Source organism: Pseudoalteromonas piscicida, assembly GCF_000238315.3.
Taxonomy (GTDB): Bacteria; Pseudomonadota; Gammaproteobacteria; order Enterobacterales; family Alteromonadaceae; genus Pseudoalteromonas; species Pseudoalteromonas piscicida.
Genome location: NZ_CP011925.1, coordinates 112,029 through 135,869 on the forward strand (window position 1 = coordinate 112,029; position 23,841 = coordinate 135,869).

Annotated in this window: 22 protein-coding genes and 1 pseudogene; 2 read left to right on the forward strand and 21 right to left on the reverse strand. The window is 41.7% G+C overall.

The window, feature by feature from the left end; genetic code table 11:
* Nucleotides 1-111 precede the first annotated feature (111 nt).
* Nucleotides 112-840 (reverse strand): glutathione peroxidase, encoded by a 729-nt coding sequence (locus PPIS_RS19955; protein WP_010376005.1) that lies wholly within the window; start codon nucleotides 838-840, stop codon nucleotides 112-114.
* Nucleotides 841-1,026: 186 nt separating this feature from the next.
* Between PPIS_RS19955 and PPIS_RS19960 the strand changes: the two genes are divergently transcribed.
* Nucleotides 1,027-1,560: a DinB family protein gene (locus tag PPIS_RS19960; RefSeq protein WP_010376002.1), complete on the forward strand. Its 534-nt coding sequence runs from the start codon at nucleotides 1,027-1,029 to the stop codon at nucleotides 1,558-1,560.
* 142 nt (nucleotides 1,561-1,702) lie between these two features.
* Here the strand turns inward: PPIS_RS19960 and PPIS_RS19965 are convergent, their stop codons facing one another.
* From PPIS_RS19965 to PPIS_RS20055, 18 genes and pseudogenes are all read right to left on the reverse strand, one after another.
* Nucleotides 1,703-1,966, reverse strand: coding sequence for a hypothetical protein (locus PPIS_RS19965; RefSeq protein WP_010376000.1), 264 nt, complete (start codon nucleotides 1,964-1,966; stop codon nucleotides 1,703-1,705).
* Nucleotides 1,967-2,628: 662 nt separating this feature from the next.
* Nucleotides 2,629-3,147, reverse strand: coding sequence for a hypothetical protein (locus tag PPIS_RS19970; RefSeq protein WP_010375998.1), 519 nt, complete (start codon nucleotides 3,145-3,147; stop codon nucleotides 2,629-2,631).
* A gap of 283 nt (nucleotides 3,148-3,430) precedes the next feature.
* The gene (locus tag PPIS_RS19975; protein ID WP_010375996.1) at nucleotides 3,431-3,895 is read right to left on the reverse strand and encodes an SMI1/KNR4 family protein; all 465 of its coding nucleotides are present in this window, start codon (nucleotides 3,893-3,895) and stop codon (nucleotides 3,431-3,433) included.
* A gap of 91 nt (nucleotides 3,896-3,986) precedes the next feature.
* Nucleotides 3,987-4,322: a DUF1851 domain-containing protein gene (locus tag PPIS_RS25480; protein WP_019647467.1), complete on the reverse strand. Its 336-nt coding sequence runs from the start codon at nucleotides 4,320-4,322 to the stop codon at nucleotides 3,987-3,989.
* Between the two features lie 132 nt (nucleotides 4,323-4,454).
* Nucleotides 4,455-4,553 (reverse strand): GAD-like domain-containing protein, encoded by a 99-nt coding sequence (locus tag PPIS_RS25750; RefSeq protein ID WP_081693778.1) that lies wholly within the window; start codon nucleotides 4,551-4,553, stop codon nucleotides 4,455-4,457.
* Nucleotides 4,554-4,702: 149 nt separating this feature from the next.
* Nucleotides 4,703-5,200 (reverse strand): hypothetical protein, encoded by a 498-nt coding sequence (locus PPIS_RS19985; RefSeq protein ID WP_010375994.1) that lies wholly within the window; start codon nucleotides 5,198-5,200, stop codon nucleotides 4,703-4,705.
* An 11-nt stretch (nucleotides 5,201-5,211) separates the two neighbouring features.
* Nucleotides 5,212-5,967 carry an Imm49 family immunity protein gene (locus PPIS_RS19990; protein WP_010375993.1) on the reverse strand — a complete coding sequence of 252 codons (756 nt, stop codon included), beginning with the start codon at nucleotides 5,965-5,967 and terminating at the stop codon, nucleotides 5,212-5,214.
* An 8-nt stretch (nucleotides 5,968-5,975) separates the two neighbouring features.
* Nucleotides 5,976-6,791, reverse strand: a complete 816-nt coding sequence (locus tag PPIS_RS19995) for a hypothetical protein (RefSeq protein WP_036958030.1) — start codon at nucleotides 6,789-6,791, stop codon at nucleotides 5,976-5,978.
* Between the two features lie 443 nt (nucleotides 6,792-7,234).
* Entirely contained in the window at nucleotides 7,235-8,026 is a 792-nt protein-coding gene (locus PPIS_RS20000) for a PoNe immunity protein domain-containing protein (RefSeq protein ID WP_096040903.1), read from the reverse strand.
* A gap of 9 nt (nucleotides 8,027-8,035) precedes the next feature.
* On the reverse strand, nucleotides 8,036-8,785 hold the full coding sequence (locus PPIS_RS20005; RefSeq protein WP_010379495.1) for a PoNe immunity protein domain-containing protein: 750 nt from the start codon (nucleotides 8,783-8,785) through the stop codon (nucleotides 8,036-8,038).
* Nucleotides 8,786-8,801: 16 nt separating this feature from the next.
* Nucleotides 8,802-9,410, reverse strand: a complete 609-nt coding sequence (locus PPIS_RS20010) for a hypothetical protein (RefSeq protein WP_010379497.1) — start codon at nucleotides 9,408-9,410, stop codon at nucleotides 8,802-8,804.
* A gap of 464 nt (nucleotides 9,411-9,874) precedes the next feature.
* Nucleotides 9,875-10,135 (reverse strand): annotated as a pseudogene (locus PPIS_RS25755) (hypothetical protein); the annotation flags it as partial.
* A gap of 457 nt (nucleotides 10,136-10,592) precedes the next feature.
* Nucleotides 10,593-11,384 carry a PoNe immunity protein domain-containing protein gene (locus tag PPIS_RS20020; RefSeq protein ID WP_096040904.1) on the reverse strand — a complete coding sequence of 264 codons (792 nt, stop codon included), beginning with the start codon at nucleotides 11,382-11,384 and terminating at the stop codon, nucleotides 10,593-10,595.
* 12 nt (nucleotides 11,385-11,396) lie between these two features.
* Nucleotides 11,397-12,143, reverse strand: coding sequence for a PoNe immunity protein domain-containing protein (locus tag PPIS_RS20025; protein WP_010379486.1), 747 nt, complete (start codon nucleotides 12,141-12,143; stop codon nucleotides 11,397-11,399).
* A gap of 11 nt (nucleotides 12,144-12,154) precedes the next feature.
* Nucleotides 12,155-13,477, reverse strand: coding sequence for a hypothetical protein (locus PPIS_RS25840; protein WP_010379487.1), 1,323 nt, complete (start codon nucleotides 13,475-13,477; stop codon nucleotides 12,155-12,157).
* A 178-nt stretch (nucleotides 13,478-13,655) separates the two neighbouring features.
* Nucleotides 13,656-14,084: a hypothetical protein gene (locus PPIS_RS20035; RefSeq protein WP_010379489.1), complete on the reverse strand. Its 429-nt coding sequence runs from the start codon at nucleotides 14,082-14,084 to the stop codon at nucleotides 13,656-13,658.
* A 257-nt stretch (nucleotides 14,085-14,341) separates the two neighbouring features.
* Nucleotides 14,342-17,521: a contractile injection system protein, VgrG/Pvc8 family gene (locus PPIS_RS25500; protein WP_169922907.1), complete on the reverse strand. Its 3,180-nt coding sequence runs from the start codon at nucleotides 17,519-17,521 to the stop codon at nucleotides 14,342-14,344.
* Between the two features lie 1,041 nt (nucleotides 17,522-18,562).
* Complete coding sequence (locus PPIS_RS20055; protein WP_010375587.1) at nucleotides 18,563-19,531, reverse strand: DUF4097 family beta strand repeat-containing protein; 969 nt, start codon at nucleotides 19,529-19,531, stop codon at nucleotides 18,563-18,565.
* Between the two features lie 232 nt (nucleotides 19,532-19,763).
* Here PPIS_RS20055 and PPIS_RS20060 point away from each other — a divergent pair, with 232 nt between their 5' ends.
* On the forward strand, nucleotides 19,764-20,546 hold the full coding sequence (locus PPIS_RS20060) for an MBL fold metallo-hydrolase (RefSeq protein WP_019647493.1): 783 nt from the start codon (nucleotides 19,764-19,766) through the stop codon (nucleotides 20,544-20,546).
* On the opposite strand, the gene PPIS_RS20065 is transcribed toward PPIS_RS20060, so the two are convergent.
* Both PPIS_RS20065 and PPIS_RS20070 read right to left on the reverse strand, forming a co-directional pair.
* A complete protein-coding gene (locus tag PPIS_RS20065) occupies nucleotides 20,543-20,899 on the reverse strand; it encodes an Hpt domain-containing protein (RefSeq protein ID WP_010375589.1) in 357 nt (118 codons plus the stop codon). The genes PPIS_RS20060 and PPIS_RS20065 overlap by 4 nt on opposite strands.
* Complete coding sequence (locus tag PPIS_RS20070; RefSeq protein WP_010375591.1) at nucleotides 20,896-23,640, reverse strand: ATP-binding protein; 2,745 nt, start codon at nucleotides 23,638-23,640, stop codon at nucleotides 20,896-20,898. The genes PPIS_RS20065 and PPIS_RS20070 overlap by 4 nt, the downstream gene beginning before the upstream one ends.
* Between the last annotated feature and the right edge of the window lie 201 nt (nucleotides 23,641-23,841).

The following is a 23,841-nucleotide window of genomic DNA, read 5'->3' on the forward strand; positions in this document are numbered from 1 at the left end:
AATTGGTATACTCCCCCATGACAGTCAGTTATTAGCCATCGTGTTGTGTTGAGGGGGAACATTTTGACTTGGTGAGCAAGTTCACCAAGTCATGTTGTGGGGGATGAATGATTAAGCGAAATATTCAGCTAAATCGTCTGAGCCACCGATGTGTTTACCGCCGATAAATACTTGCGGCACGGTTTCGCGACCAGACAGCGCTTTAAGGCTGGTTAGCGATGCCTGTTGACCAAGTACCAGCTCTTCATATGCCAGTCCTTTTTCTTTTAACAAGGCTTTGGCTTTTTCACAGAATGGACAACCAATCTTGCTAATAATGGTAACCGGCTCAGGTTTGATTTGGCGCGGGTTTATGTACTCAAGCATAGTATCTGCGTCTGATACTTCAAACGGGTCGCCAGGCTTTTCTGGTTCGATAAACATTTTGTCAATCACACCATCTTTTACCAGCATTGAATAACGCCAGCTGCGTTTGCCAAAACCTAAATCGTTTTTATCAACTAACATGCCCATGCCGTCAGTGAATTCGCCGTTACCGTCAGGTAGTAGTGTAATATTCTGCGCTTCTTGGTACTGTGCCCATGCGTTCATTACAAACGTATCATTAACGGATAAACACACGATTTCGTCGACACCATTTTGCTTAAAAACGCTGGCAAGCTCGTTATAGCGTGGTAAATGCGTTGACGAACATGTTGGTGTAAAGGCACCAGGCAAAGAAAATACAACTACAGTTTTGCCTTTAAAAATGTCATCGGTGGTGACGTGCTTCCACTCTTCATTTTCTCTAATTGGGAATGTAACCTGTGGTACGCGTTGACCTTCAATATTCTTTAACATTTTGCTTTCCTTCTTAAGTTGATGTAGCCATTATGCCGTGCGCATTTTGATTTGTATAATTGATAGTTGAGATTAAAGCGTTCAATAAAATTGATTGTTTTCAACTGCAAATATTTGTATTTTTTAACCTAGCCAATGCCGCTAAGTTGAGATTAGTCAATTTTTACAAGAGCAGGGAATATTTAGATGAAAGCAAACTTTGAATTAATGGCGGATTACAATCGCTGGATGAACGAAAGATTATATGAAGCTGTTTCGGGATTGAGCGTCACGGAATTACACCAAGATCGAGGGGCTTTTTTTGGCTCCATCATGGGGTCGTTAAACCATATTCTTGTTGCCGATATTATTTGGCTTAAGCGCTATACAAAGCATAGCTATCATGTTGAAGCACTGAACGCTGTAGCAACGATGCCGCTGCCGACAAAACTTGATGCGATGCTGTATGAAGATTTTGTAGCGTTGAGACAAGCACGGGCTGAAATGGATAAGGTGATTATTGAATTTGCGAATGAAGTCACTGAGGAGGCGCTTGCAGCCGATTTACACTACAAAAACACACAAGGTAAAACCTTTTCTCGCAAGTTTGGTTTTTTAGTGCATCATTTATTTAATCATCAGACGCACCATAGAGGGCAAATAACGACATTACTCAGCCAGATTGGTATTGATATGGGAGAAACCGATCTATTAGCTCGGATCCCTATATCATTTGGTTAGTGCTCTGGCTGGTTTTACCGCTTCAGTTATGTCTAGTGTTATCAGCAATGAGAAGGGTTATAAAGCTAGACATTAGCTCTACAGGTCTATTCAAAACCGTGTTCGGCAAAGCCTGCTAATAAGAATTTCACTCGCTAACTTTTCATAATAACTCTGAATAGAGCTCCTCTAGCCATTCATGAAGGTCCTCTATCGAGTCAAAATCTTCGTCTGTTAATTCTTCATACTCTGTTAGTGAAATAAGATTTAAGTCTATAGCCTCCCGAAGTTGAGCCTTTACCAAGTCGCTGTCATAAGGGTAAGATTCTCCGTGACCGATATCCATTCTTAATATATTGGAATCATAAACTTCAACATGACAATAGTCTCTTAATATTGATCTTAAAGGTTCTTTAATTTTGCTCATTCTAATTCACTTCTTTAGTTCAGGGGATAATGTGTGCAATTTAATGTTACCATCTTCTATTAGATATATAGCTTTGGCGTATCCGTTTGAAAAATCTGTAACCTCGTATCCAGTGGGGTTTTTCTTGGAACCTAATCTAGTAATGCTAAAAGTGGCTTGTACAATTGGAGGAGTCCATATAAGGTGGTTTATCCGCCGAGAAGTTATGCTTTTCTGGTGTGGTGTTGACGTCGTCTAGGCGTTTTACCGTGGCTTGCATGCCTTTGACGATGTTTTTAACTTCCGTGGCGGATTGTTTTCCTAGGTCTTGCCAGTTGATGCCTCTTAGGTATTTAACTGGGTCGCCTTTACCGACTTTTCTTTAGGTAAAAAGCCGCAGCACGGCAAGCGCAGCGGAGAGGGATTCTCCGGTATTTTTTAAGATAACCTTGTCTATGGTTGTGACATGTCTTGGGCCTCTATTGGTGGCTTTGAATAACCCCTACAGCATCTGATTTTGAAGGTAGTGAAACGATGTTAGTATTTTCAATTAACTCGGACACGCGAAGCGCTAAGAAGTTATGAGTTGAGCTAGTGATCCTGACTTTTTAATAAAAGCTTTTATCTTAGATGTGTTGTACTAATTTTCTCCGAAAATCAGCGAACACAGCTTTCGAATAATATCATTGCTTTCTAGCTCGTTCATTTAGAACTTTAAGTAAGTCAGAATCGCCTTTTACCCAGAACTTGTCATCATCAGGAAAAATATTCTCTGGGTACTCATTTGCAAAATCTATAAATTCACCGTTCCAATGTTGTGGTATGTACTTTTCCATTTGCACGCCCTCATGATAAAATGTGGCTACACTTTTAGCATCAAAGTCGATAAACATGATAGGGAATAAATCAGCAACATCCCACCAAGATCTAGCTGATGGGAACCTAGATGCCAGTCTCTTACTTAGTTCTCTGCAACTTATTTCATTACCCTGAATTTTATCCAGAAAAGTTTCTACATTATTTTCATCTAAAGTATGGAGGCCAAACCTATCAGAGTCGTCAAGCTCTGGAACTTGATATCCATTTTCTATAAAAGCGTCTCTTAGTTTTACCAAATCTAATATCCATAACTCTCGTTCACCCTTAAACCAGCGAATTTTGCTTTGATAGCGTATAACTACTATTACTATTCCATCAAACACAGATATTTCCTTAGGGTGAAAGCATACTTAGTTAACAGCAATTAACTGAAGAGCAACTCTGCTCTGAATTCATAGTCAATACAGGGTCGTACATATTTGCGACGTATCGAATCTTCACGACCAGTGTGTTTTACAAAGTTATAAACAACCGGTCTGAACAGTGCAATTTTCCGCCGAAATTGGTTCACGTGACTGACAAGCACCTTTCTTAATTACGACATCCAATATCCAATGCTGATAAGGGGGCGCAAACTAATCATTTATTTTACCTATATTCAGCCTATCAGAGACGCTCAACAAAAGCTTCAAAACTATCTGAAACTAGTACAAAAACAGGACTTAATTCATCTGATTCATTATGATCCCAGAGTACAACTGACGGTTCAATATTGCTATCTTTGAAGTTTAAACATAAAAAGTCTCCACCAAAGACATAAGCAAAAGGAAGTAACTCAACACCCATTAAATCTTCATTGTCGGTTAGGCGTTCTTCAATCTGGGCGAGTACCACTTTTATTTCGTACTGCATAATATCGTCTGACAACTTTGAATCGTTTGTGATAAGAAGTGCTCGTTCAATCAATCGCTCCTTATTGTCTATGGCGTAAGTGAGCCCTTCAAAAGCAACACCATTATTGTTGCGGAAAAACTCGATAAACGAATACGGAAGTTTAATTCTGCAAAAGTTTTCTAATTCAAAGATGCTTGAGTTATTTAACTCATAAGAGTCATTACGTTTAGTGATCATATATAGTCTATGCCTTTTGCTGGAAAATATTGGCTAGGATGATTGAGCTAGGCCTTGCGGCATCTGAGTCTTGAAAAGACTTAAAAAGATGTTACTGGTTATGGGGTAATTTTTTAGCCAATGCGACGATATCCGCCATAACGCGTTTCTCTCCAAGGTCAGCTAGGAAAGCCAAATGTTCTGTGGCTTTTACCTTTTGGAGATTCTCAAGCTTAGGTTCGCCACCAAGGGCAAGAGCAGGTACAAAGCCATAGATTTCTCCATTTTCAAGAAGGCCTAACTTTTCGACAGCTCGTTCAAAAAGAGGCAGATCATTGATATCGTCTAAATCCAAGCTTTCTTTACTGAGCACAGCGTAAAAAAGGTCAATCATTCTTTCTTCTCCACGCTCAATTAATTTATCAGTGTTATCTGACGGAAAAATCATTCCGTAAGCTGAGTTGATATATATACTATTTCCTGATTCTTTTCCCCAAACAATAATCTCTCCAAATGCGCTTAAGCCTATAACACTGTAGTTTTCAATCTTTTCTTTCTTATCAAAATTTATATTTTATAATCATGCTTTCAGTACATCACTATATTCGGATGGGTTTACCGTCCAGAAAATGCCGTTCCCCCAACCACAAAAGCCATACTTTTGCCAATATTCCAGCAACCTTTCAGGTAGCTGGTTTTATATTCACGTAATATTTCTTCAGTTGGCATTACTGGTTTAATTGCTGTTCCAAAGCCCTTATAATTATAAAAATTGTCAAAAAATTTGTTCATTATTTTTATACAAAATAATATGGAAGGCTATTAAGGTCACTCCTCCATCAAGATCACAATAGATTTGTCTTGCTCTTTGGCATCTCGGAAAGTTCGGTAATAAGCATTTCGAACAATCTCATAAGCGTCTGGGTCTAGAACGCCTTCGTTTTGCTCAACATATTTAACTAGCTGTTTACCATCATAAGAGTTAATATCGAAGTCTAGATTTTCTTCCATGACATCACCTAAATCAGTAACCATTTCTGAAGGAAAAAAGCCAAAAGAACCATTTATCTCGGCATCAGGAGCAATTAGGTGATTGGGAAAGTAATGAAATGAACACGCCTCAATCAATTGGCTATTACCAGCAACTTTGTCCCACATGGAAATTGCAGGAATAAAGCCACGCATATTTAATTCAACCGTTTGCCAGCGAATTCCATTACTTAAAGTAATATCAATAAGTTGCTGGTATTTTTTCTGGCTGCTTCCTGTTAGTGTTTTTGGAAAAGCAGCTTCATCAATGAGATACAAATGAATTAGGCCACTCATTTTTTTCCTTACTAAATTAAATTCAAGAGGTTTAACGGTAAATAGATTGATTCACTGGTACATTCCCATCCATGCATGTCACGACCAAGCTTTGCAAGAGTTAAGGCATTCAAACAAATAACACCTTGCCGGATGTCTCTATATTCACCCAATTTTGCTTCGTCAGTGTGCCATTGCAAAGCTTTGTCAATGCCAATTTGCCATTGAGATTTATCACTAGTAATTAGCCCTTTAATTGAGCGTAGTAAAGGCACGATAAATTGTTGAACATCTCTGTCTTTTTCTAATTCAGAAACGTTTAGAGCATTAATTAATGCTACATCATCAACTTTGAATGTGGTACCAATTTGAATAAGTAGGCGGTCATATAAATAGGATGACTCGTTAATAATGTCCTCGTTCTCTAATTTCCAATTAGAGTCAATAAGTTCGGATTTCAACTCTTTCGTGCCGAAAAGTAAAATACAATTCAAAGTTTCCTGTATGCTCCAGCAGTTTTCTGGCTCTTTCCATAAAGCTTCGAATGCTAACTTAAACTTGTACGGCATAGCTTTTTGAAAGTGTACGATGCTCTTATTGTTTTCTTCAAGCATATAATACGCATAACCTAAATCAAGGTATTCTTCTGCGACAGTAAATAATGCTTCTTTACGCTGCTCCAATGATAATGTTTTATCATCTATTTGTGCCTTCCTATTTTCAATAATAATAGGTGAGTCAGCAATAAGCTCTTCAAAATCTTCTTCATATTGGTTGATCTTTAACATTGTAATTCCTAAGGTAAAGGTTGAATTTTTGATGATACAACAGAACCATTCTTTTCAACCGCCTCTATAACTAAACGACGAACAGGCGGAGTTCCACTTTTCATAGCTCTGAGTAAGTCACTTCCGAGTTGGTTTTTAGATTTGTACTTCTTCGATTTTTTCATCTTTTTTGCGTTAGCTCTGAGCCAAAATAGAGACATCTGGGTTTGCATGGTTTTTGTTTTTTTCAGCGTTGCTCCAGGTCCTTTAGCTTCTACAGCGAAATATTCGATAATATTTCCTGTACCATCTCTCTTAACCCAAATCTGGTCAACTCCTGGTCCAGGCCCAAAACCCATCTCCATTTGCGCTGGTGGAGGTGGTTTAGAAAAGTGTTTTTCCATATGCATTGCAGCTGCTAACTCACCTTTTCCTTCGGTAATCTTAGCCTTAAAAGCACCGATTTTTCTGGAAGAATCACCATTTCTAATAGCTTGATCCATACGTGATTTATAGTGAGCCATATAAGCTGAAACATCTTTATAATGTTTCTGAAGTCTCGGATCTGTTAATTTGCTAACTTTAGCCCCCGGCAGCTCATTCCCTTTTGGCGGCTCCAATTCATCGGCTTTGGCTTTGGTGGGCTTATCGGTGACGCCTCGAATTGGTGATTGGCCTTGATACTCATCCAGTGCTTTATTAACTCGCTGTCCGATTTCTTGGGCGGCTTGTTGCATATGCTGGTCGATTTTGGGGGTGACGTCGTCTAGGCGTTTTACCGTGGCTTGCATGCCTTCGATAGCGGCGTCAGGGAGTAGTAGGTCGTAGTGCCAACTGCTAGATATGTCATCAAGTGAATCGTGCAGGCCTTTGACGATGTTTTTAACTTCCGTGGCGGATTGTTTTCCTAGGTCTTGCCAGTTGATGTCTCTTAGGTATTTAACTGGGTCGCCTTTGCCTAGTTTGCGTAAAACGGCAAGCGCAGCAGAGAGGGATTCTCCAGTATTTTTTAAGATAACCTTGCCCACACCTTTGACTGCTGAGCCCACAACTGGCACCAAACCAATACCCGTAAGGGTAAAGGCAAGCCAAGCGTCAGTGTCGTTGGCTTCATCATCGTCGGTCAGTAACATGACATTGGCGGTGATATCTCGTAAATCCATGACTTGGTCGATAATCGGTATCATGGAAATCGAGGGGCTGACTACTGTCAGTGAAGGTTAGCGGCTTAGCCCTGCAGCACCCAAGTGGTTCAGCCTATCCTTTTTTAAAAATCATGCGCAGAAGTTTATCTGATTAAATCAACCGGAACATAAACACTATCTTCTAAGGATTCTCTTGGTATTTCTAGAACATTGGCGACTAAAGCCAATTCAAGGCACCAATAACCAATATAATAATCCGTGTACTCGAATTCGCATTCACAGTTGTGATTATCGTGCCAGTCCGCCAAGCCCTCTAACTTGCTGTACCAACTTTGTGCAAATTGGTTGAGTAAATCAGGCTTTTGTTCATTGGGTACTGTAAAAGCGAGTGAAAGGTTTTGATAAATTTCAGGGTAGTAGAGTGTGGGCGAAACAGGCCTATCGATATCACCAAGTGCAATGGCTATATTATCAAGTAAGGTGTCTTTACCGCGTTCGCCAATAACGTCTAGCACTTCTTGAATATGAGCTGGAGCGACATCACAGGCTTGTAAAAGTGCCAGCCACCACAAAGTGTAGATATAACGATTGATATTAGGGGAGCCGACAGCATCGATTTGCCCGCCCAACTTTTCAAAAGCGTGACGGTATATTTGATGATTTGCAGGTAACTTATCACAGTAGTGTGTCAGTTGTTTGCGATACGGCAAAATCGCTTCGGTATAGCGCTTAATATCCCCAAGGTGAGCACCGTATGAGTAGTGCGCTACCGCTCGCATAATAGCGAGCTGATATATACGCTGGGCAACATTAACTCGCTCGCTAGGTGTGGTAAAATTACCTGCGTCGAGGGCTTCCTGTGTTTCTTTAATGCCAACTTCAATGTCGACTAAGAACTCTTCGAAATAATCGTTACTTCTCCGTGTATCGCGCACTTTTATCTCCTACTGATTATCTTGCCAATGTACGAGGTCTTTGGGGTAGTATGGGTGGTCAATAAAGCTGCTATCATCAATATTGAATAATTTAACAACGAGCGCAATTTCCCAGCACCAATAGCCAATGTATGCATCTGTATCCATTAAATGATAATCTGGGCTACCCTCCAATACATACCAAGCCTCTAGATAGGCTTTTGCAAGTGCTGGACGTTGCTCTGGACTTCCTTCAACTACTTTGTAAAGCTTACCGAAACGTTTTTTGAACAGAGTATCCGCTGCTATTTCACGATTAGTGTCACCTAGCGCTATCGCAATTTTATCAAATAGCGCGTCTTGACCTTGATTACCAATAAGACTCAGCACTTTTAGGTAGTATTCTTTATCCATATTTAAACAGAAAGCGAAACTCAACCATTTAAGATGATCTTCGAGGTAATCTTCTCTTATTTCTTCCCAGCCAATTCGCTCTACTTGCTCTTTATCTGGCAAGGCGTCAGCATAATCCTTTTGCCATTGGCGGTAGGTCAACATATTTAATAAAAGTGGCTTAAATTCTGAGAGATCATCGCCGCGAGAGTATTTCTGATGGAGAAGATACAATGAGTCACTAACTAGCCTAAATGAACCTTTCATCTTTACATCGACAGGATCATCATCAAATTTGATTTCTTCAACATCTTCTTCAATACATTCAAGTCTAAAGGAAACCCTATCATCATAATATTCTTTATTTTTTAAAGTATCTCTTAACATCTTGTGGTCTAAGCGTTTAGGGTTTAATACAAATGATTTTTTCCTCTAAAAGCAAGAACTTTACTTTATATTTCCAAAGTTCAAAATAGCTATCAAGGTCGAGATCAAGTTTTATAAGTGGCGATGCAATAAACCAGGCTAAATAGTAATCCGCATCCAAATTATAAAGCGCTTCAAAAAGAGCTATTGTTTTTTCATCATTTTCTACTCTAGAGGCTCTTACAACATCTCCAAAGTCGTCATACAGCCAATAATGGGGACAATCTTCATTCTCATGTTGCGAAAATATGTCTTCTGAAACGAAGCAAATCTCTCCTCTAGTTATTGTATCTATAATCGGTTGGTCAAAGTCACAAACATATTTGGTCTGTGTTAAAAAAAAACGTCTTATGAGATTTAATATATATTCATCTTCGAGAGGAGGCGAAGTAGCTTTTGGATTATACTTTTGTTCTATAGCTAAGGTTGCATTTACTATCAACTTTTCGAAGCTTGTAAAGTATGCAAAGACTTTATCCAAGCAGTTTCTCGCTTCCTTTTCATGGAATAAAGTCATGAAATGAGACTTATCAAAGTTTTTTTTATTCTCACAGAAATCACACCAATCTTTTAGTAGAGAGTTCATTTTATCTCCTTAGTTAATTTATGCGGAATTATTGTCGGGTCGATTTTCCATCGCTTGATTAATACATCAAGTCGAGTGTTAAAAGTGCTGAGGTTTTTACTATTATCAATTAATTCAAGTAACTCTTTATGGAAAGTGCCTGAACCACTCTTACCGTGCATACCGGAACGTCCATCTATTGGAGACACCCATTTAAGCTCATTAATTTCACTCCTAAACCGTTTTATTTCATCCATGTTTATTCCCCACGCTTTAAACTTTGGTGTTCTTGCTACCATATACCACTCATGGTAACCCCCAGGCCTACGAATTCTCGCTTCGATTGTATCCCGTATATCTTTATTTTCCCATAATATTTCAAACTGCTCAGGCGTTAATGAGTCGAACCACTTATTGAATTCACCTCTCCTAGTTGAAGGCACTTTTCCATTAATTAAAAGTTCATCCACGATTAGTGTTTTATTAGCCCCCGGCAGCTCATTCCCTTTTGGCGGCTCCAATTCATCGGCTTTGGCTTTGGTGGGCTTATCGGTAACGCCTCGAATTGGTGATTGGCCTTGATACTCATCCTGTGCTTTATTAACTCGCTGTCCGATTTCTTGGGCGGCTTGTTGCATATGCTGGTCGATTTTGGGGGTGACGTCGTCTAGGCGTTTTACCGTGGCTTGCATGCCTTCGATGGCGGCGTCTGGAAGTAGTAGGTCGTAGTGCCAACTGGTAGACATGTCATCAAGTGAATCGCGCAGGCCTTTGACGATGTTTTTTACTTCCGTGGCGGATTGTTTTCCTAAGTCTTGCCAGTTGATGTCTCTTAGGTATTTAACAGGGTCGCCTTTACCGACTTTTCTTTGGGTAAAAAGCCGCAGTACGGCAAGCGCAGCACAGAGAGACTCTCCAGTATTTTTTAAGATAACCTTACCCACGCCTTTGACTGCTGAGCCCACAACTGGCACTAAACCAATACCCGTTAGGGTAAAGGCAAGCCAAGCGTCGGTGTCGTTGGCTTCATCATCGTCGGTTAGTAACATGACATTGGCGGTGATATCTCGTAAATCCATGACTTGGTCGATAATCGGTATCATGGAAATCGAGGGGCGACTACTGTCGGTGGAGGTTAGCTGCCTAGCCCTGCAACACCCAAGTGGTTCAGCCTATCCTTTCTTAAAAATCATGCGCAGAAGTTTATCTGATTAAATCAACCGGAACATAAACACTATCTTCTAAGGATTCTCTTGGTATTTCTAGAATATTAGCGACTAAAGCTAATTCAAAGCACCAATAGCCAATGTAATAATCCGTGTACTCGAATTCGCATTCACAGTTGTGATTATCATGCCAGTCCGCCAAACCCTCTAACTTGATGTACCAACTTTGTGCAAATTGGTTGAGTAAATCAGGCTTTTGTTCATTGGGTACTGTAAAAGCGAGTGAAAGGTTTTGATAAATTTCAGGGTAGTAGAGTGTGGGCGAAACAGGCCTATCGATATCACCAAGTGCAATGGCTATATTATCAAGTAAGGTGTCTTTACCGCGTTCGCCAATAACGTCTAGCACTTCTTGAATATGAGCTGGAGCGACATCACTGGCTTGTAAAAGTGCCAGCCACCACAAAGTGTAGATATAACGATTGATATTAGGGGAGCCGACAGCATCGATTTGCCCGCCCAACTTTTCAAAAGCGTGACGGTATATTTGATGATTTGCAGGTAACTTATCACAGTAGTGTGTCAGTTGTTTGCGATACGGCAAAATCGCTTCGGTATAGCGCTTAATATCCCCAAGGTGAGCACCGTATGAGTAGTGCGCTACCGCTCGCATAATAGCGAGCTGATATATACGCTGGGCAACATTAACTCGCTCGCTAGGTGTGGTAAAATTACCTGCGTCGAGGGCTTCCTGTGTTTCTTTAATGCCAACTTCAATGTCGACTAAGAACTCTTCGAAATAATCGTTACTTCTCCGTGTATCGCGCACCTTTATCTCCTACTAATTCTCTTGCCAATGTACGAGGTCTTTGGGGTAGTATGGGTGGTCAATAAAGCTGCTATCATCAATATTGAATAATTTAACAACGAGCGCAATTTCCCAGCACCAATAGCCATCGTAAGCATCATTGTCCAGTAAATGAATATCAGGACTTTCCTCCAAAACGTACCAAGCCTCCATATAAGATTTCGCAAGTGCTGGACGTTGCTCTGGACTTCCTTCAACTACTTTGTAAAGCTTATCGAAACGTTTTTTGAACAGAGTATCCGCTGCTATTTCACGATCAGTGTCACCTAGCGCAATCGCAATTTTATCAAATAGTGCATCTTGTCCTTGATTTCCAATAAGCTCTAATAATTGTAAGTAGTAATCTTTTCCCATGTTTAAGCAGTAGGCGAAGCTAAATAACTTTAAATAGTTCCGTAAATCGCTTTGGTGCAACTCTTCTATAGGAATACGCTCAACTTGTTCTACGTCTGATAGAGCATCTGCAAAGTCCTTTTGCCATTTGCGATAAGTAAGCAGGTCCTGAATAAAAGCTCTAAACTCAATAAGGTCATCCCCTCGAGAGTATTTTACTTGGAGGTAACTTAAAACTTCGTTTATTAAGTTAAAGGTGCGTTTCATCCTCACCAAATTAGGACGATTACTAGAAGTGATTTTCTCAACATCTTCAGTTATTGCATCGCTATAAAACTCAACTGCTTCGTCAAAGTAAGCTTTATCTCTTAAAGTATCTCTTAACATATTAATATCTCTTAAAATTTAAATTGATTATCAATCGTTTTAGCATCTTTACCAAGTACTTCAACAGCTAAGTTTCCATCTATTTCATTTCTAATTAATAGCTTTAGTACCGAGCCATCATCATCAGCTAAAGCATCAAGTATTTTTTTTCTATCTCTTCTACTTATACCTGCTTTTTCTAGCCGTTCGGCTGTGATCCAGTCATCACCCATTTGTCTACCATCTTTAGTCATACCTAATGGAGAGGTGTTATATTTGGCTTCTGTAATCACATAGTCCGGTGGTGGATTTGGGTGCAGATATATTCCGTCAATACCGGATTGTCCTGGTTTATAATTACCGTCGGTTTTACCTAGCGGTGTAAAACCATTTTCCAGCATTAATTGGTGTGCATTGTACTCACCAGTAGCACCTTTTCTATGATTTAGTGATTTATGCTGCGTAAAGTCACTAGGCGTCTTACGTGATGGCGGATTAACTTTGTTAACTGGGGCACCTTTGAGATCGTTTCCTTCTGGAGCTGCAAGCTCCGGTGCTTTAGATTTCTTCGGCACATTGGTAACGCCAACCTGTGGTAACTCCCCTTGATACTCATCCAGTGCTTTATTAACTCGCTGTCCGATTTCTTGGGCGGCTTGTTGCATATGCTGGTCGATTTTGGGGGTGACGTCGTCTAGGCGTTTTACCGTGGCTTGCATGCCTTCGATGGCGGCGTCTGGAAGTAGTAGGTCGTAGTGCCAACTGGTAGACATGTCATCAAGTGAATCGCGCAGGCCTTTGACGATGTTTTTAACTTCCGTGGCGGATTGTTTTCCTAGGTCTTGCCAGTTGATGTCTCTTAGGTATTTAACTGGGTCGCCTTTGCCGAGCTTGCGCAGTACGGCAAGCGCAGCAGAGAGCGATTCTCCAGTATTTTTTAAGATAACCTTGCCCACGCCTTTGACTGCTGAGCCCACAACTGGCACCAAACCAATACCCGTAAGGGTAAAGGCAAGCCAAGCGTCGGTGTCGTTGGCTTCATCATCGTCAGTCAGTAACATGACATTGGCGGTGATATCTCGTAAATCCATGACTTGGTCAATAATCGGTATCATGGAAATCAAGGTACCTACCACGATTTGTGATGTGGAGGGGTTTTGATTAAAGTCGCCTTGTAGTGTGCCCCACAACCAATCACCAGCTTGGGTTGCTATGCCATTGGCTTCTATCAGTGGTGCGGTATTGCCGCTGCGTACCATTTCAGCCGCTTGCGCTGGGGTGATTTGTCCATACAGTGGGTTTTTAGGGCGATTATCTTCTGGCAGGTAATCGCGTTTATCCTTACCATATTGCACGGTGTATTGACCGGGCGGGACATTCTCAATTTTTGCTTTACTGCTGTCTTATATCTATTCAAAATCAATAGTTTACGCTGAGGAAAGGTTGTTTTCAAGGTTAAGACCATGCATGTCTTAATTTACTGAAAGCATTTATCGACTCCACGCGTAAATTTCACTATTTTAGTAATCACATTTAAATAGTCCATAATGTTATGAAGTCCTTGTTATTATATCTTTCAGATATCCATATAAAAATATCTACGAAGCTTTCGTCTGACCACGGATCAACATCTAAGTCTTGCCATCTATTATACTTCTTTTCACAAACTAACAAACCTTCGTAGTAAACTCTAAAAAAATAGCTATCCAAGCTAGGTTCGTGTTGAAGTTTTAGATTTTTATCTGATAGTTTATATAATGAATTATTGTTAAATAATATCGGGCCTTCTTCTGAGGCAAATACCCCCCAAAAATCTCCAGATAAGTTTACGTAACTAGCTTTTTTTTCGATATCTACGTTAAAAGCTTCATGCAAATACATTTCATCTAGAGGTCCTTTTTTGAGGTCGAATTTCAAAATTCTTCTAAATTCATCCCTATTTCTAATATAGATATTGTTCATTTTATTCATCCATAAGTGTTTTTATATAGCTATCGGGTTTACTCTCTAACCACTTCTTAAACCCTGATAGTAACTTATTTACATCTGGGTTCGGCTTTGAAGAGCTCCAAATTATTTCTTTGTATGTTTTACCTCTTTCTATTAGCAAGTCAACACTAGGTCCCAAGGGATCGCCATACCGTCCCATATTTACCTCATAAATGTATTCTCGCAAAGCTTTTGGTGTAATATTTTTATATTCAGCGCCTAGCTCCCTTCTAGCTAAGTGAGCTTTGGATGCTAGAGCCATCTTCCAGTTTAGTAATATGATCAATGATATTTTCATTATAACTTCTCATCATCATCTCATATTCAGTTTTATACTTTGCAAGCGCTTCAACTTTTGATTCATACTCGATTCTAAGTGGGTGAACCTTAATGTCGTTGGATATCTTAAATATAAGATCTTGTTCAAACTCTCGACGTATAGTTAGGTTAAAATGGCTTACTTTTTTAGTTGATGAGGACGAAAATGTAGTGTCTAGTTTTCTAATCCGGTCTAGTTGTACCTTTTCAGTTGTACCCGAGCGAGTGTAATTTAAGAGTTTTAACTTGGTGGCTTGAGTGAGCTTTTCCAATGCGCGGGTTGCTTTAACAAAGTAATTGGATTTAGCGATAGCAGAAACCACTGCACCACTACCAAAGGTGGCAAGGGCAAGCAGTATTTCAAACGACAAGCGACCTGCCATTCTGGTACGTTCAACACTGGAATGGGCATTAAAGTAACGTGCTGGAAAGTTTGCAAGTAAAGTACGCGCTTCTTCATCTTCTGCAATTATAACTAATGTTTCAAACGCTTCAACGATGCCATTAATGGACTCTGAGGCAGTTGACATAATTTGCTGTAACTCTGCCCGCATAGCTTCCACATCGCCAGTTGCGAGGTGGCCCAAAATACGGAAAGTTGCTGCGCCAACATCATAAATTGCCCCTGCTGTGCCTTCGACTAAATCTGCAACTCCCGTTACAATGCTTTCTCCTTGCTGATAAAGCCCGTATAAGAAAGCACCGCTATAGATAAGTCCTTGCATCCCAAGATTTTCGTCATCAATCAGGCGCTCTTGAATGTCAGCTTGCTTGCGGATTTCTGCAACCATTTGGTCAAGGGCCGTGCGAAGCTCTTGGCGTAACGAGACAATCTTCTCTTCGTCTTCGCCGATGTAACTCACGGTATAATTCCCAGCAGGCACATCAATGATTTCTGCGGTACCGCCACTAAGCTGGCCGGTGTATTTTTTGCCGTTATCCATCACGACTTCGTAATCAATGTCTTCTACTGGTGTGCCGTCGCTATAAAAATACGAAAGGTCAATGGTTTTATCAGCAAGTGATGCCGTACCATCAGCGGTTAACGACAAGCGTTGATTTGCTGCTATCTGCGCTATTTGCGGTACACTCGGCATAGTGGCGCTTTGTTTACCACCAATATCTTGCTCCATGCTGCCGTCAAACACGGTCATGGCTTTGCCTTTTAAGGTCAGTAACTTGTCTGCAAAGATGTTGACGTTACCACTTGAGTCAATGCTGATTTCACTGCCGCCATTGGCAAGAGTGAGGTTGCCAGAGCCACTGCCTTTAATCGTGATATTGCCTTGGCTTTGAATGATTTGACTTCCCGCCGGGGCGGTGATGGTGAGGTTGTTGTCTGCCTTGAGGTTGATATCACTTTGGATAACACTGCGATGGCTGCGACCCGCCTTAAGGGTGATATTTTGTTTGGCGCTGACGTCAATTTGATTGGCGGTGACGTCTAGGTTGGTTGCTGCATCAATAATCACCGACTTTTTACTCTCCAGTGCCAGTTGTTGTTTGGCGCTGGCAATAAAGGTTTTATTGGTGAGTAGTCGAATTGCGCTTTTAACACTGCCAAGTTGTATGTCTTTGGCTGCAAAAATGTTCATCGCACCAAGTTGTGCAAGCCAGTGAATATAAGGCTGCTTTTTATCCCCATGTAACACCAAGTGCTGGTTGCCCGCTAAGGTTTGCAACACAATATGCGGGGTATTTGGGGTGTCATCAAACATCAACAGGTTTTGGCCGCGAGAGCACAACACGTTTTGGGCGTTATTGGCGCTGGTAACAACCGACGGTTGGGTGTCGTTAAGGGCAAAGCCTAACAGGTAACTTTGGTCTGGGTCGTTGTTCATGCAACCGATGAGCACATTACTGTCTGGCAGCAGTGGAAAATGTAACCCCGTCGGCTGCTTTTGGCCGCGACAGGCATATTGTGTGAGGCGCTTGACCGACTCGGTCACCTGACTATCAAAATGTACTTGCGTGGCATATTGCCCTTGTGTATCGACATGAGGATTGGCCTTTGACCCTGACAGCGAACGTACCGTGGCGGTAAACACCATCGGTTTTGGGCTATGCTCTGGGGGCGCGATACGTATTGGCTCACCCCGTGGTACACAAACCGACTCGCTATGATATGCAACTTGCTTAGGGTCATTGGCACTGCCTTGCTTATAAATCTGTTTACTGCGAATACAGGTATAATCGCCACCTTTCGCTGTGCCCAATTTACCATTTAACGAAAACGAATAACCGGCATTGGCTTCGGCTACGTTTCCTACCAGCGTGACTTCATTTTTACCTTGTTGATAGGCAAGCTCGAGATTGCCGGTACGCTCAAATTGCTCAGCGGGATTTTGTGCAGCAGGCTCAAAATAGCTACGCTGCGCCGAGCTGACCGAGGTTGGCGGATGGGCATTCACATGCACTTGTGAGCCACCCATTCTAAAACGATGGCGGCTTTGGCACTGCGTAAACCCAACAAAGCCGGTTTCATGTTCGTGAACCAGGCCATCTTTATCCGTCACCGACAGTAAGCCTCGCTCAATATAGGGGCTTGCAAGATTCCCCTCGGCAATCACTATCGACTCAATAAAATCATGGCATTCAAACCAATAAATTAAGCCGTACTTTGCTAAGAGTCGGGTGAAAAAGGTGTAGTCGTTTTCTAGCGCTTGTACGCACTGCGGTAGCGTGGGTAAATCTTTAGTGACTCGCCATTTTATCCGGTCTTGTGAATAGCCGGCTTTTTGTATCAGCTTATTGAGGACAGACTGAACATTGGCTTGTACAAAGATTTGGCTTTTTTCAGTTTGCTTAAGTAACTCAAGGCGAGGCTTTAAGACCACCTCTGCACCACAAGTGTGCTCAGACACAAAACCAGATTGGATATCAAACAAAGTCCCAGTGAAATACGTCGATATTGCATCTGGTGACTCAATTTCAAACGTGAGCATATTGCCGACAAGTAACTCATCAGCCAGGTCAAATTGGGATTCTAGGTTCGCTTTGAGTAAAAAGCCGCGATTGATACAGGTCGTGAGTTCAAAATCGACGACATGTACAGGATGGTTAGTACCATACACCACAATCCTTGTTTGCATTTTTTATGTCCACTGTTGTTGGTTAAAGCCGTTCCACCAATACGCGGTACTACTTCCTAGTGTGCTGCGATTGGTTTTTATTTGCGCGCTATTGTTACATAAAAGGCAAGCATTTTTAACTCATTTTTTTATTCAGCATTAGAATGCTTATCTTTTGGCATAACGGGTGGTTTTTAAATCTCAAGCCAAATGAAAACGGTGTCAGCTTGCCCTCCTTGGCAGATATCAAAGCGCATCCATGCGCTTCTCGTTCATTCTTTTTAAACGACGAAAAAGAACGAACCAAGAAAACGTCGCCCCAGCATCACACTTAATCCTCAAACCCTAAGCCACTATAGTGCAACCGTCTTGTAAGGCACTTCCATGTGCCAGACAAGACTTAGCCGACATCCTGTCGGCACATTGCATATCGACTTATGATTTTCGGGTGTGATGAAGGGGGGAATCGCGCTGTCTGTTAGTTCTGGTTTTATCCAGTAAAGTAGCTAATTAGCTTACAAGCACCACAAGAATTTATCAGCGCCTTGTGTCTCCCTCATCACACCTGAAAGTAAATTGCCAATGAGTCATTTCAACGCATGGATGCGTGAAAAGCGGTGACAGGGCCAAGGATGGCCCTTACACCGCGGTGACGTTCATATTGGCAATTTACTTGAGGAGTCAGTGTGATGTTGGGAGTGCCTTTTCTTTTGCTTACTTGTTCTTTGGGCATCAAAGAAAAGTAAGTCGTAGCCCATGGATGGGCGTCGAAATCCGTCAGGAGGACATATTAGCCTTACCCTCCATGGCCCGTATCAAAGCGCATCCATGCGCTTCTCGTTCATTCTTTTTAAACGACGAAAAAGAACGAACCAAGAAAACGTCGCCCCAACATCACACTTAATCCTCAAATCCTAAGCCGACATAGTGCAACCGTCTTGTAAGGCACCTCCCTGTACCAGACAAGACTTGGCCGACATCCTTTACTCATAGTCTCGAGTTAATGTTGAACTTTTCTGACTGTGGAGCAATCGTATATTGCTCCACACCAAAGTTATTCAGCTAGTCATCTAGTTTTACGGCTCCAGCTATCTTATCTATTTTCACTGAGCCTGAACCTGATTCGGTAATGGTCAAGGAGCCAGCATTTACAACACGAATATTTCCAGCACCGTCTTCTATTTGAACATGGCCCTTAACTGCTTCGATATCCGTATTGCCCGAACCATCAACGATAGTGACATCGCCTTGGGCGTGACGAACTTGAATATTACCAGACTCATCATCGATTTTAATATTGCGTCCACCTTCAACAATCAGTGAGCCAGAGCCATCGATGATATCAGCGTTGCCGCTAAAACCGCGAAGGGTTAGATCGCCAGACTCATCTTCTATTTTGATATCCGTGCCGCCAGTCACATCAATATTACCCGAGCCATCCTCCAACTCGAGTGTATCGATCAACCCCTTTATGGTTATGTCGCCAGAACCATCGTCGATAACAAGTTGCTGGACGTTAGTGATATGGATATTGCCACTGCCATCATCAATTTCAGCACCTTGAATATCTTCCAACGTTATATTGCCAGAGCCATCATCTAGTTTGATAAAACCTTTGATATTTTTGATGGCTATATCGCCCGAGCTGTCATCAAGCGTTAGCGCAAGTTGACTTGGCATGGTGATGGTTAAGTCAATTCTAGGGCTATTATTGCGATACCATTGTACACCAGAACTTGTATCTGAATCGGCCACCAACATGGCGGTGTCACCGGATTTTTCTAGTGTAAGTTGGTAGTTCTCTGCTTCTGTGGTTAACACTGAAGCTTCCACTTGGATCTCTTGTTGGTTATCGTATCCAATGATCTGGATATTACCCGAGGTGGTATTTGCATCAAGTTTGCTTAAGTCTGCAGCGTTGAGTTGCAGAGATTTATGGAGTGTTTTGGTTGCGCTTGCGCTTGGAGAGATATGTACGACACAGCCAGATAAAAGGCTAAGTGCAGCTAAACAGGTGAAGAGCTTTTTCATTGTTGTTATTTTCCATAGTGGTGATGACATAAGGTTACCATTCAGCAATAGTTATACCAGAATGAAGTTATAAAAAAATCAATAGATTAAGCAGGTAGCGAACCTTAGGGTGGTCAAAATAGCGAAATCAAATAGTGAGCTGAACCAAAAGTTTGCAGATGTGACTGTCATATGGCTGTAAATCCGACAATGTAGTCTGGCGCTATTGTTTGTTGATTTTTCTGGCAGTGCAATGAAAGACATAACCAAGACAACCGAACTACACGCTGTCAATCCGAAATCATTCGTTGACAGTCACTGTAAACCAGACGCTGCTGTTTTTTTGGGAGTGGGAAGTGCCGCCAGCGCTGCAACTCTAGGGTGCTCTGCCTGTGTATTGACCCATAAAGGCCTACCTTGGTTATTGATAGATTGTGGCTTTGATACGGTGTCGCGTTATAAAAAGCATTTTTCGTCATTACCCGATGCTGTGTTTATCACCCACCTTCATTATGACCATATCGGTGGATTGGAGCAGCTTTACTTTCAGGCTGCATTGAGTCAGCACCAAGTCACTTTATACGCCCCAGCAGAGCTAGTTGTTGGGTTGTGTAATATGCTCGCGTACACCGGGCTAAGCGAAGGGAATTGCGGTGTATGGCAGGTTTTTCGTTTATTTCCAATCACTGAAAGCTTTCTTCATCGTGGGCAGCGTATACATAGTTATGCCGTTCGTCATCATGAGCCCAACAGTGCTTTTTCGTTACATCTCCCAGGTCACCTGTTTTACAGTGGTGATACTAAGGCGATTCCTGAGCTGCTCCATCACCACGTCAGTAACGGCGAGGTTATTTTTCATGACTGCGGTCTTGCAAACAATCCCAGTCACTGCTCCCTTAATGAGTTGTTGATGAGCTATCGTGAAGACATCATTAAAAATATTTGGGTCTATCATTACCAGCATCAAGAAGATGTTGTGAAGTTCGAACGCGCAGAACTCAAAGTGGCTATCGCTGAGCAGCCGATTGCGCTTTAATTTTGCGACTGAGAGGTTAAATAGGCTTTTAGTTCTCGAACAAACTCGCTGCCGATCTCATGGTGTATCGCTTTTATTTTTTCGGCGCACTCAATGGTGTTGTTATCAAGTGCCGAATATTCTAACGCCTGTAGATGTTCAGCTAGTACCTCTGCACCCACTGCTTTGGCGGAGGTTTTGAGGTAATGAGCTTCGTCTTTTAACGCTTGAAAAGCACGAGTTTGGTATGCAGTTTTAATTTTTGCGCAGCTAGATTTTGATTGCACTAGAAAGTCGGTGTAAAACTTTTTCGCCGTAGCAAAATCATCACCGATTAAATCGATAAGCACCTGAGGGTTGAGGGTTTTGCTCATTGTGTAAGGTCCATATCTAACCATTTATCTAAGGTGTTTTTAAGCTCTTGTAATCGCACCGGTTTGCTAACATAGTCATTCATGCCACTATCTAAACAAAGCTCTTTATCCCCTTTCATAGCAGCGCCTGTGACGGCAACAATAGGAATGGCTTTGCGCTCTTCTGTGGACTCAAATGCGCGAATTAACTTAGTTAATTCATAGCCATCTATCTCTGGCATATGGCAATCCGTCAACAAAAGCTGATATTGCTGGCTTTTATACATCGCCAAGGCTTCTTTGCCGTTATTGGCAATATCACAGGAAACTCCAAGTCTAGAAAGCTGTTTGACGATGAGTTTTTGGTTAAAGGGGTTATCCTCGGCAAGGAGTATATGTTGCTTACCACTCGTATCCGATTCATCATCGGTAGGGCTAGATACTTTATCGTCTAGTGAAAGTAGCGCATCTAGTTCACTGAGATCGTTTAATTCACCTAAATCAGCCTCGTCATTTTGCTGACTTACTTTAAGTTTACTCAGTAATTGACCGATAGCGTATTGAGTCTGCGGTGCAATTGGTTTTGGTTTTTGTGTGGTTAACGCTGTACTGTTCAAGTTAGCAAACGCTTTTTCATCCAGAAATACTAACTCTGGAATAGGTGAGCGTATTTGCTCTGCACAGGCTCCTGCTTGCGTTGTGACAACACGAATAAGTGCGGTATCGTCTGTCTCTTTGATTTCATTGGGTGACTCGATGACTTTGAGCTCATTGCAAAAATGCGTGCAGGCATTGTACAACTGAGTCAGCGCCAACGAACTTTGCCAAGGCGTATCACTTAACCAGTAGAGCGTATTAAATAGAATATTGGGCTGCTGTTGTGTTCTTGGGCGCCAAATAGGAATGGTAATGGTAAAAGTTGAGCCTTCACCGGATTTACTTTTTAAGACGACCTTGCCGCCCATTAAGTCAATAAGCTTGCCACATATTGCAAGCCCTAACCCCGTACCACCGTATTTTCTCGTGATAGAGCGTTCGGCTTGTGTAAAGGGGGTAAACAGTTTCTTCTGTACTTCTGGTGCAATGCCAATGCCATTGTCTTCTATCTTAAATATCAAGTGAGATAAGGCCACGCCTTCACATGCCCAGTGCACATTGATGGTGACTTTTGCACCGCCTTCTCTATCTGCAACGCTAAATTTGATGGCATTGCTGACAACGTTAAAGATAATTTGCCGTACTCTATTTTCATCGCCAATCACTTCTAGCGGTAGTTTTATGTCCTCATGCACCGTTAATTTTACTGATTTGTCTCGCGCGTGGGCTTCAAAGGTTTTGATGATGTTATTGAGCATTTTAGAAGGGGAAAACGGGTAGCTCTCAAGCTCCATTTTTCCTTGTTCAACTTTGGCTAGGTCTAAAATGTCTTTCAATATTGAGACTAAATTATTGGCTGAAATAGACGCAGTTTCTAAGAGTTCTTGGTTGTCTTCATCAAGCTCTGATAGTGCCATGAGATCTAAGGAGCCGATAATGCCATTCATGGGAGTTCTGAGTTCATGGCTCATCATGGACAAAAAATCTGATTTAGTACGATTGGCCTGCTCAGCTTTAATTATCGCAGCTTCAAGATCTGCGGTGCGTTCTGCGACGCGCTGCTCTAATTCTTGATTAATGTGCTGGAGTTTTTTCTGGGCAATATATACATCGGTTTGATCGATAACAACGCCGTCAATACGTGCTGGCCGACCCTGTTCATCAAGCCCCACAACACCTTTGGCATACACTACAACAATGTCTTTATCGTTGAGCAGGCCGCGATAACGCTGCTCAAAGGTTTCACCTGAGTTTAGCGACGCTTCTAGCGCTTGAGTAACACGTGCTTTATCGTCGGGGTGAAGGCTAGCTTCCCAAAGATGCAAATTGCCGATATCGTCTTCCGAAAGCTTGAAGATTTCATTCGCTTGATGATCCCAATTCCAGATCCATTGATTCGCCACTCGTATTGCTCGCCAAGTGCCTATTTTCCCCGCTTGCATGGCAAGTTCTTTGCTTTCTTCTGCATCATGTAATGCGACTAGCATGTCTTTTTCGTGAGTACAGTCAGCTAAAATCCCATAAACACTGTGTGTGCGAATACAATACTTAACTTGCTCTCCCTTGAACTCAAACCAATGAATTGTTCCCCTTACCTCAAGCCTGAACTCAAAATGCAGCATAAGCCCTTGTTCAATATGGTGAGCGAGTAGCTCGGCAAATAGCGGCTGATCTTCGTGGTAAATCATGCTTTTTAAGGTGTCCCAGTCAAGTTCTGCTGACGCTGGGAGGCCTATCAGTGATTTAAATTTAGGAGAAAAATACGCTGTCTTATTAAGGAGATCGTAGCACCAAACTCCTAGGTTTGCGCTGTTGACGGCGTGGCGCAAAATTCGAGTCTGTTCGTCTTCCAAAGGGTTTTGACAATAATACGTAGAGAGCTCGGCAATATGTACAAATATTTCGTTGCTGCGAACATCATAAAATGACAGTAAAAATTGTACATTTGGCGATGTGCGCAACGACACTTGTACCAAAGAGCCATCAGCAATTGTTTTTTGCTGTTCTTCTACGCATAAAGGAAAGATAAATAAGTCTTCAAGGTGCTTATTGATGACGTTATCGACAGGTGCGAACAGTTTTTCCGCAACGGCGGTTGTATGACTGACATACCATTCAGATGTAACAATCAAAATTGGCATACTGTCTTTTAGCGCTGTTAGCATCGTATCCCCCATAATATCCTCATAAAACAATATAGCAGTTCATGATTAACTTGCTGGATTTATGGTCGATCTATTGATGTTTAGGTGGAAGGGTAAAGGTTGTAAATTGTAGAAAGCCATCGCGACCTATGAAGTCGTCGATGGATTGATGAAAAGACTCTTATTCTTAAAAGAAAAATAGTCAGCAGTGTAAAGCAATAT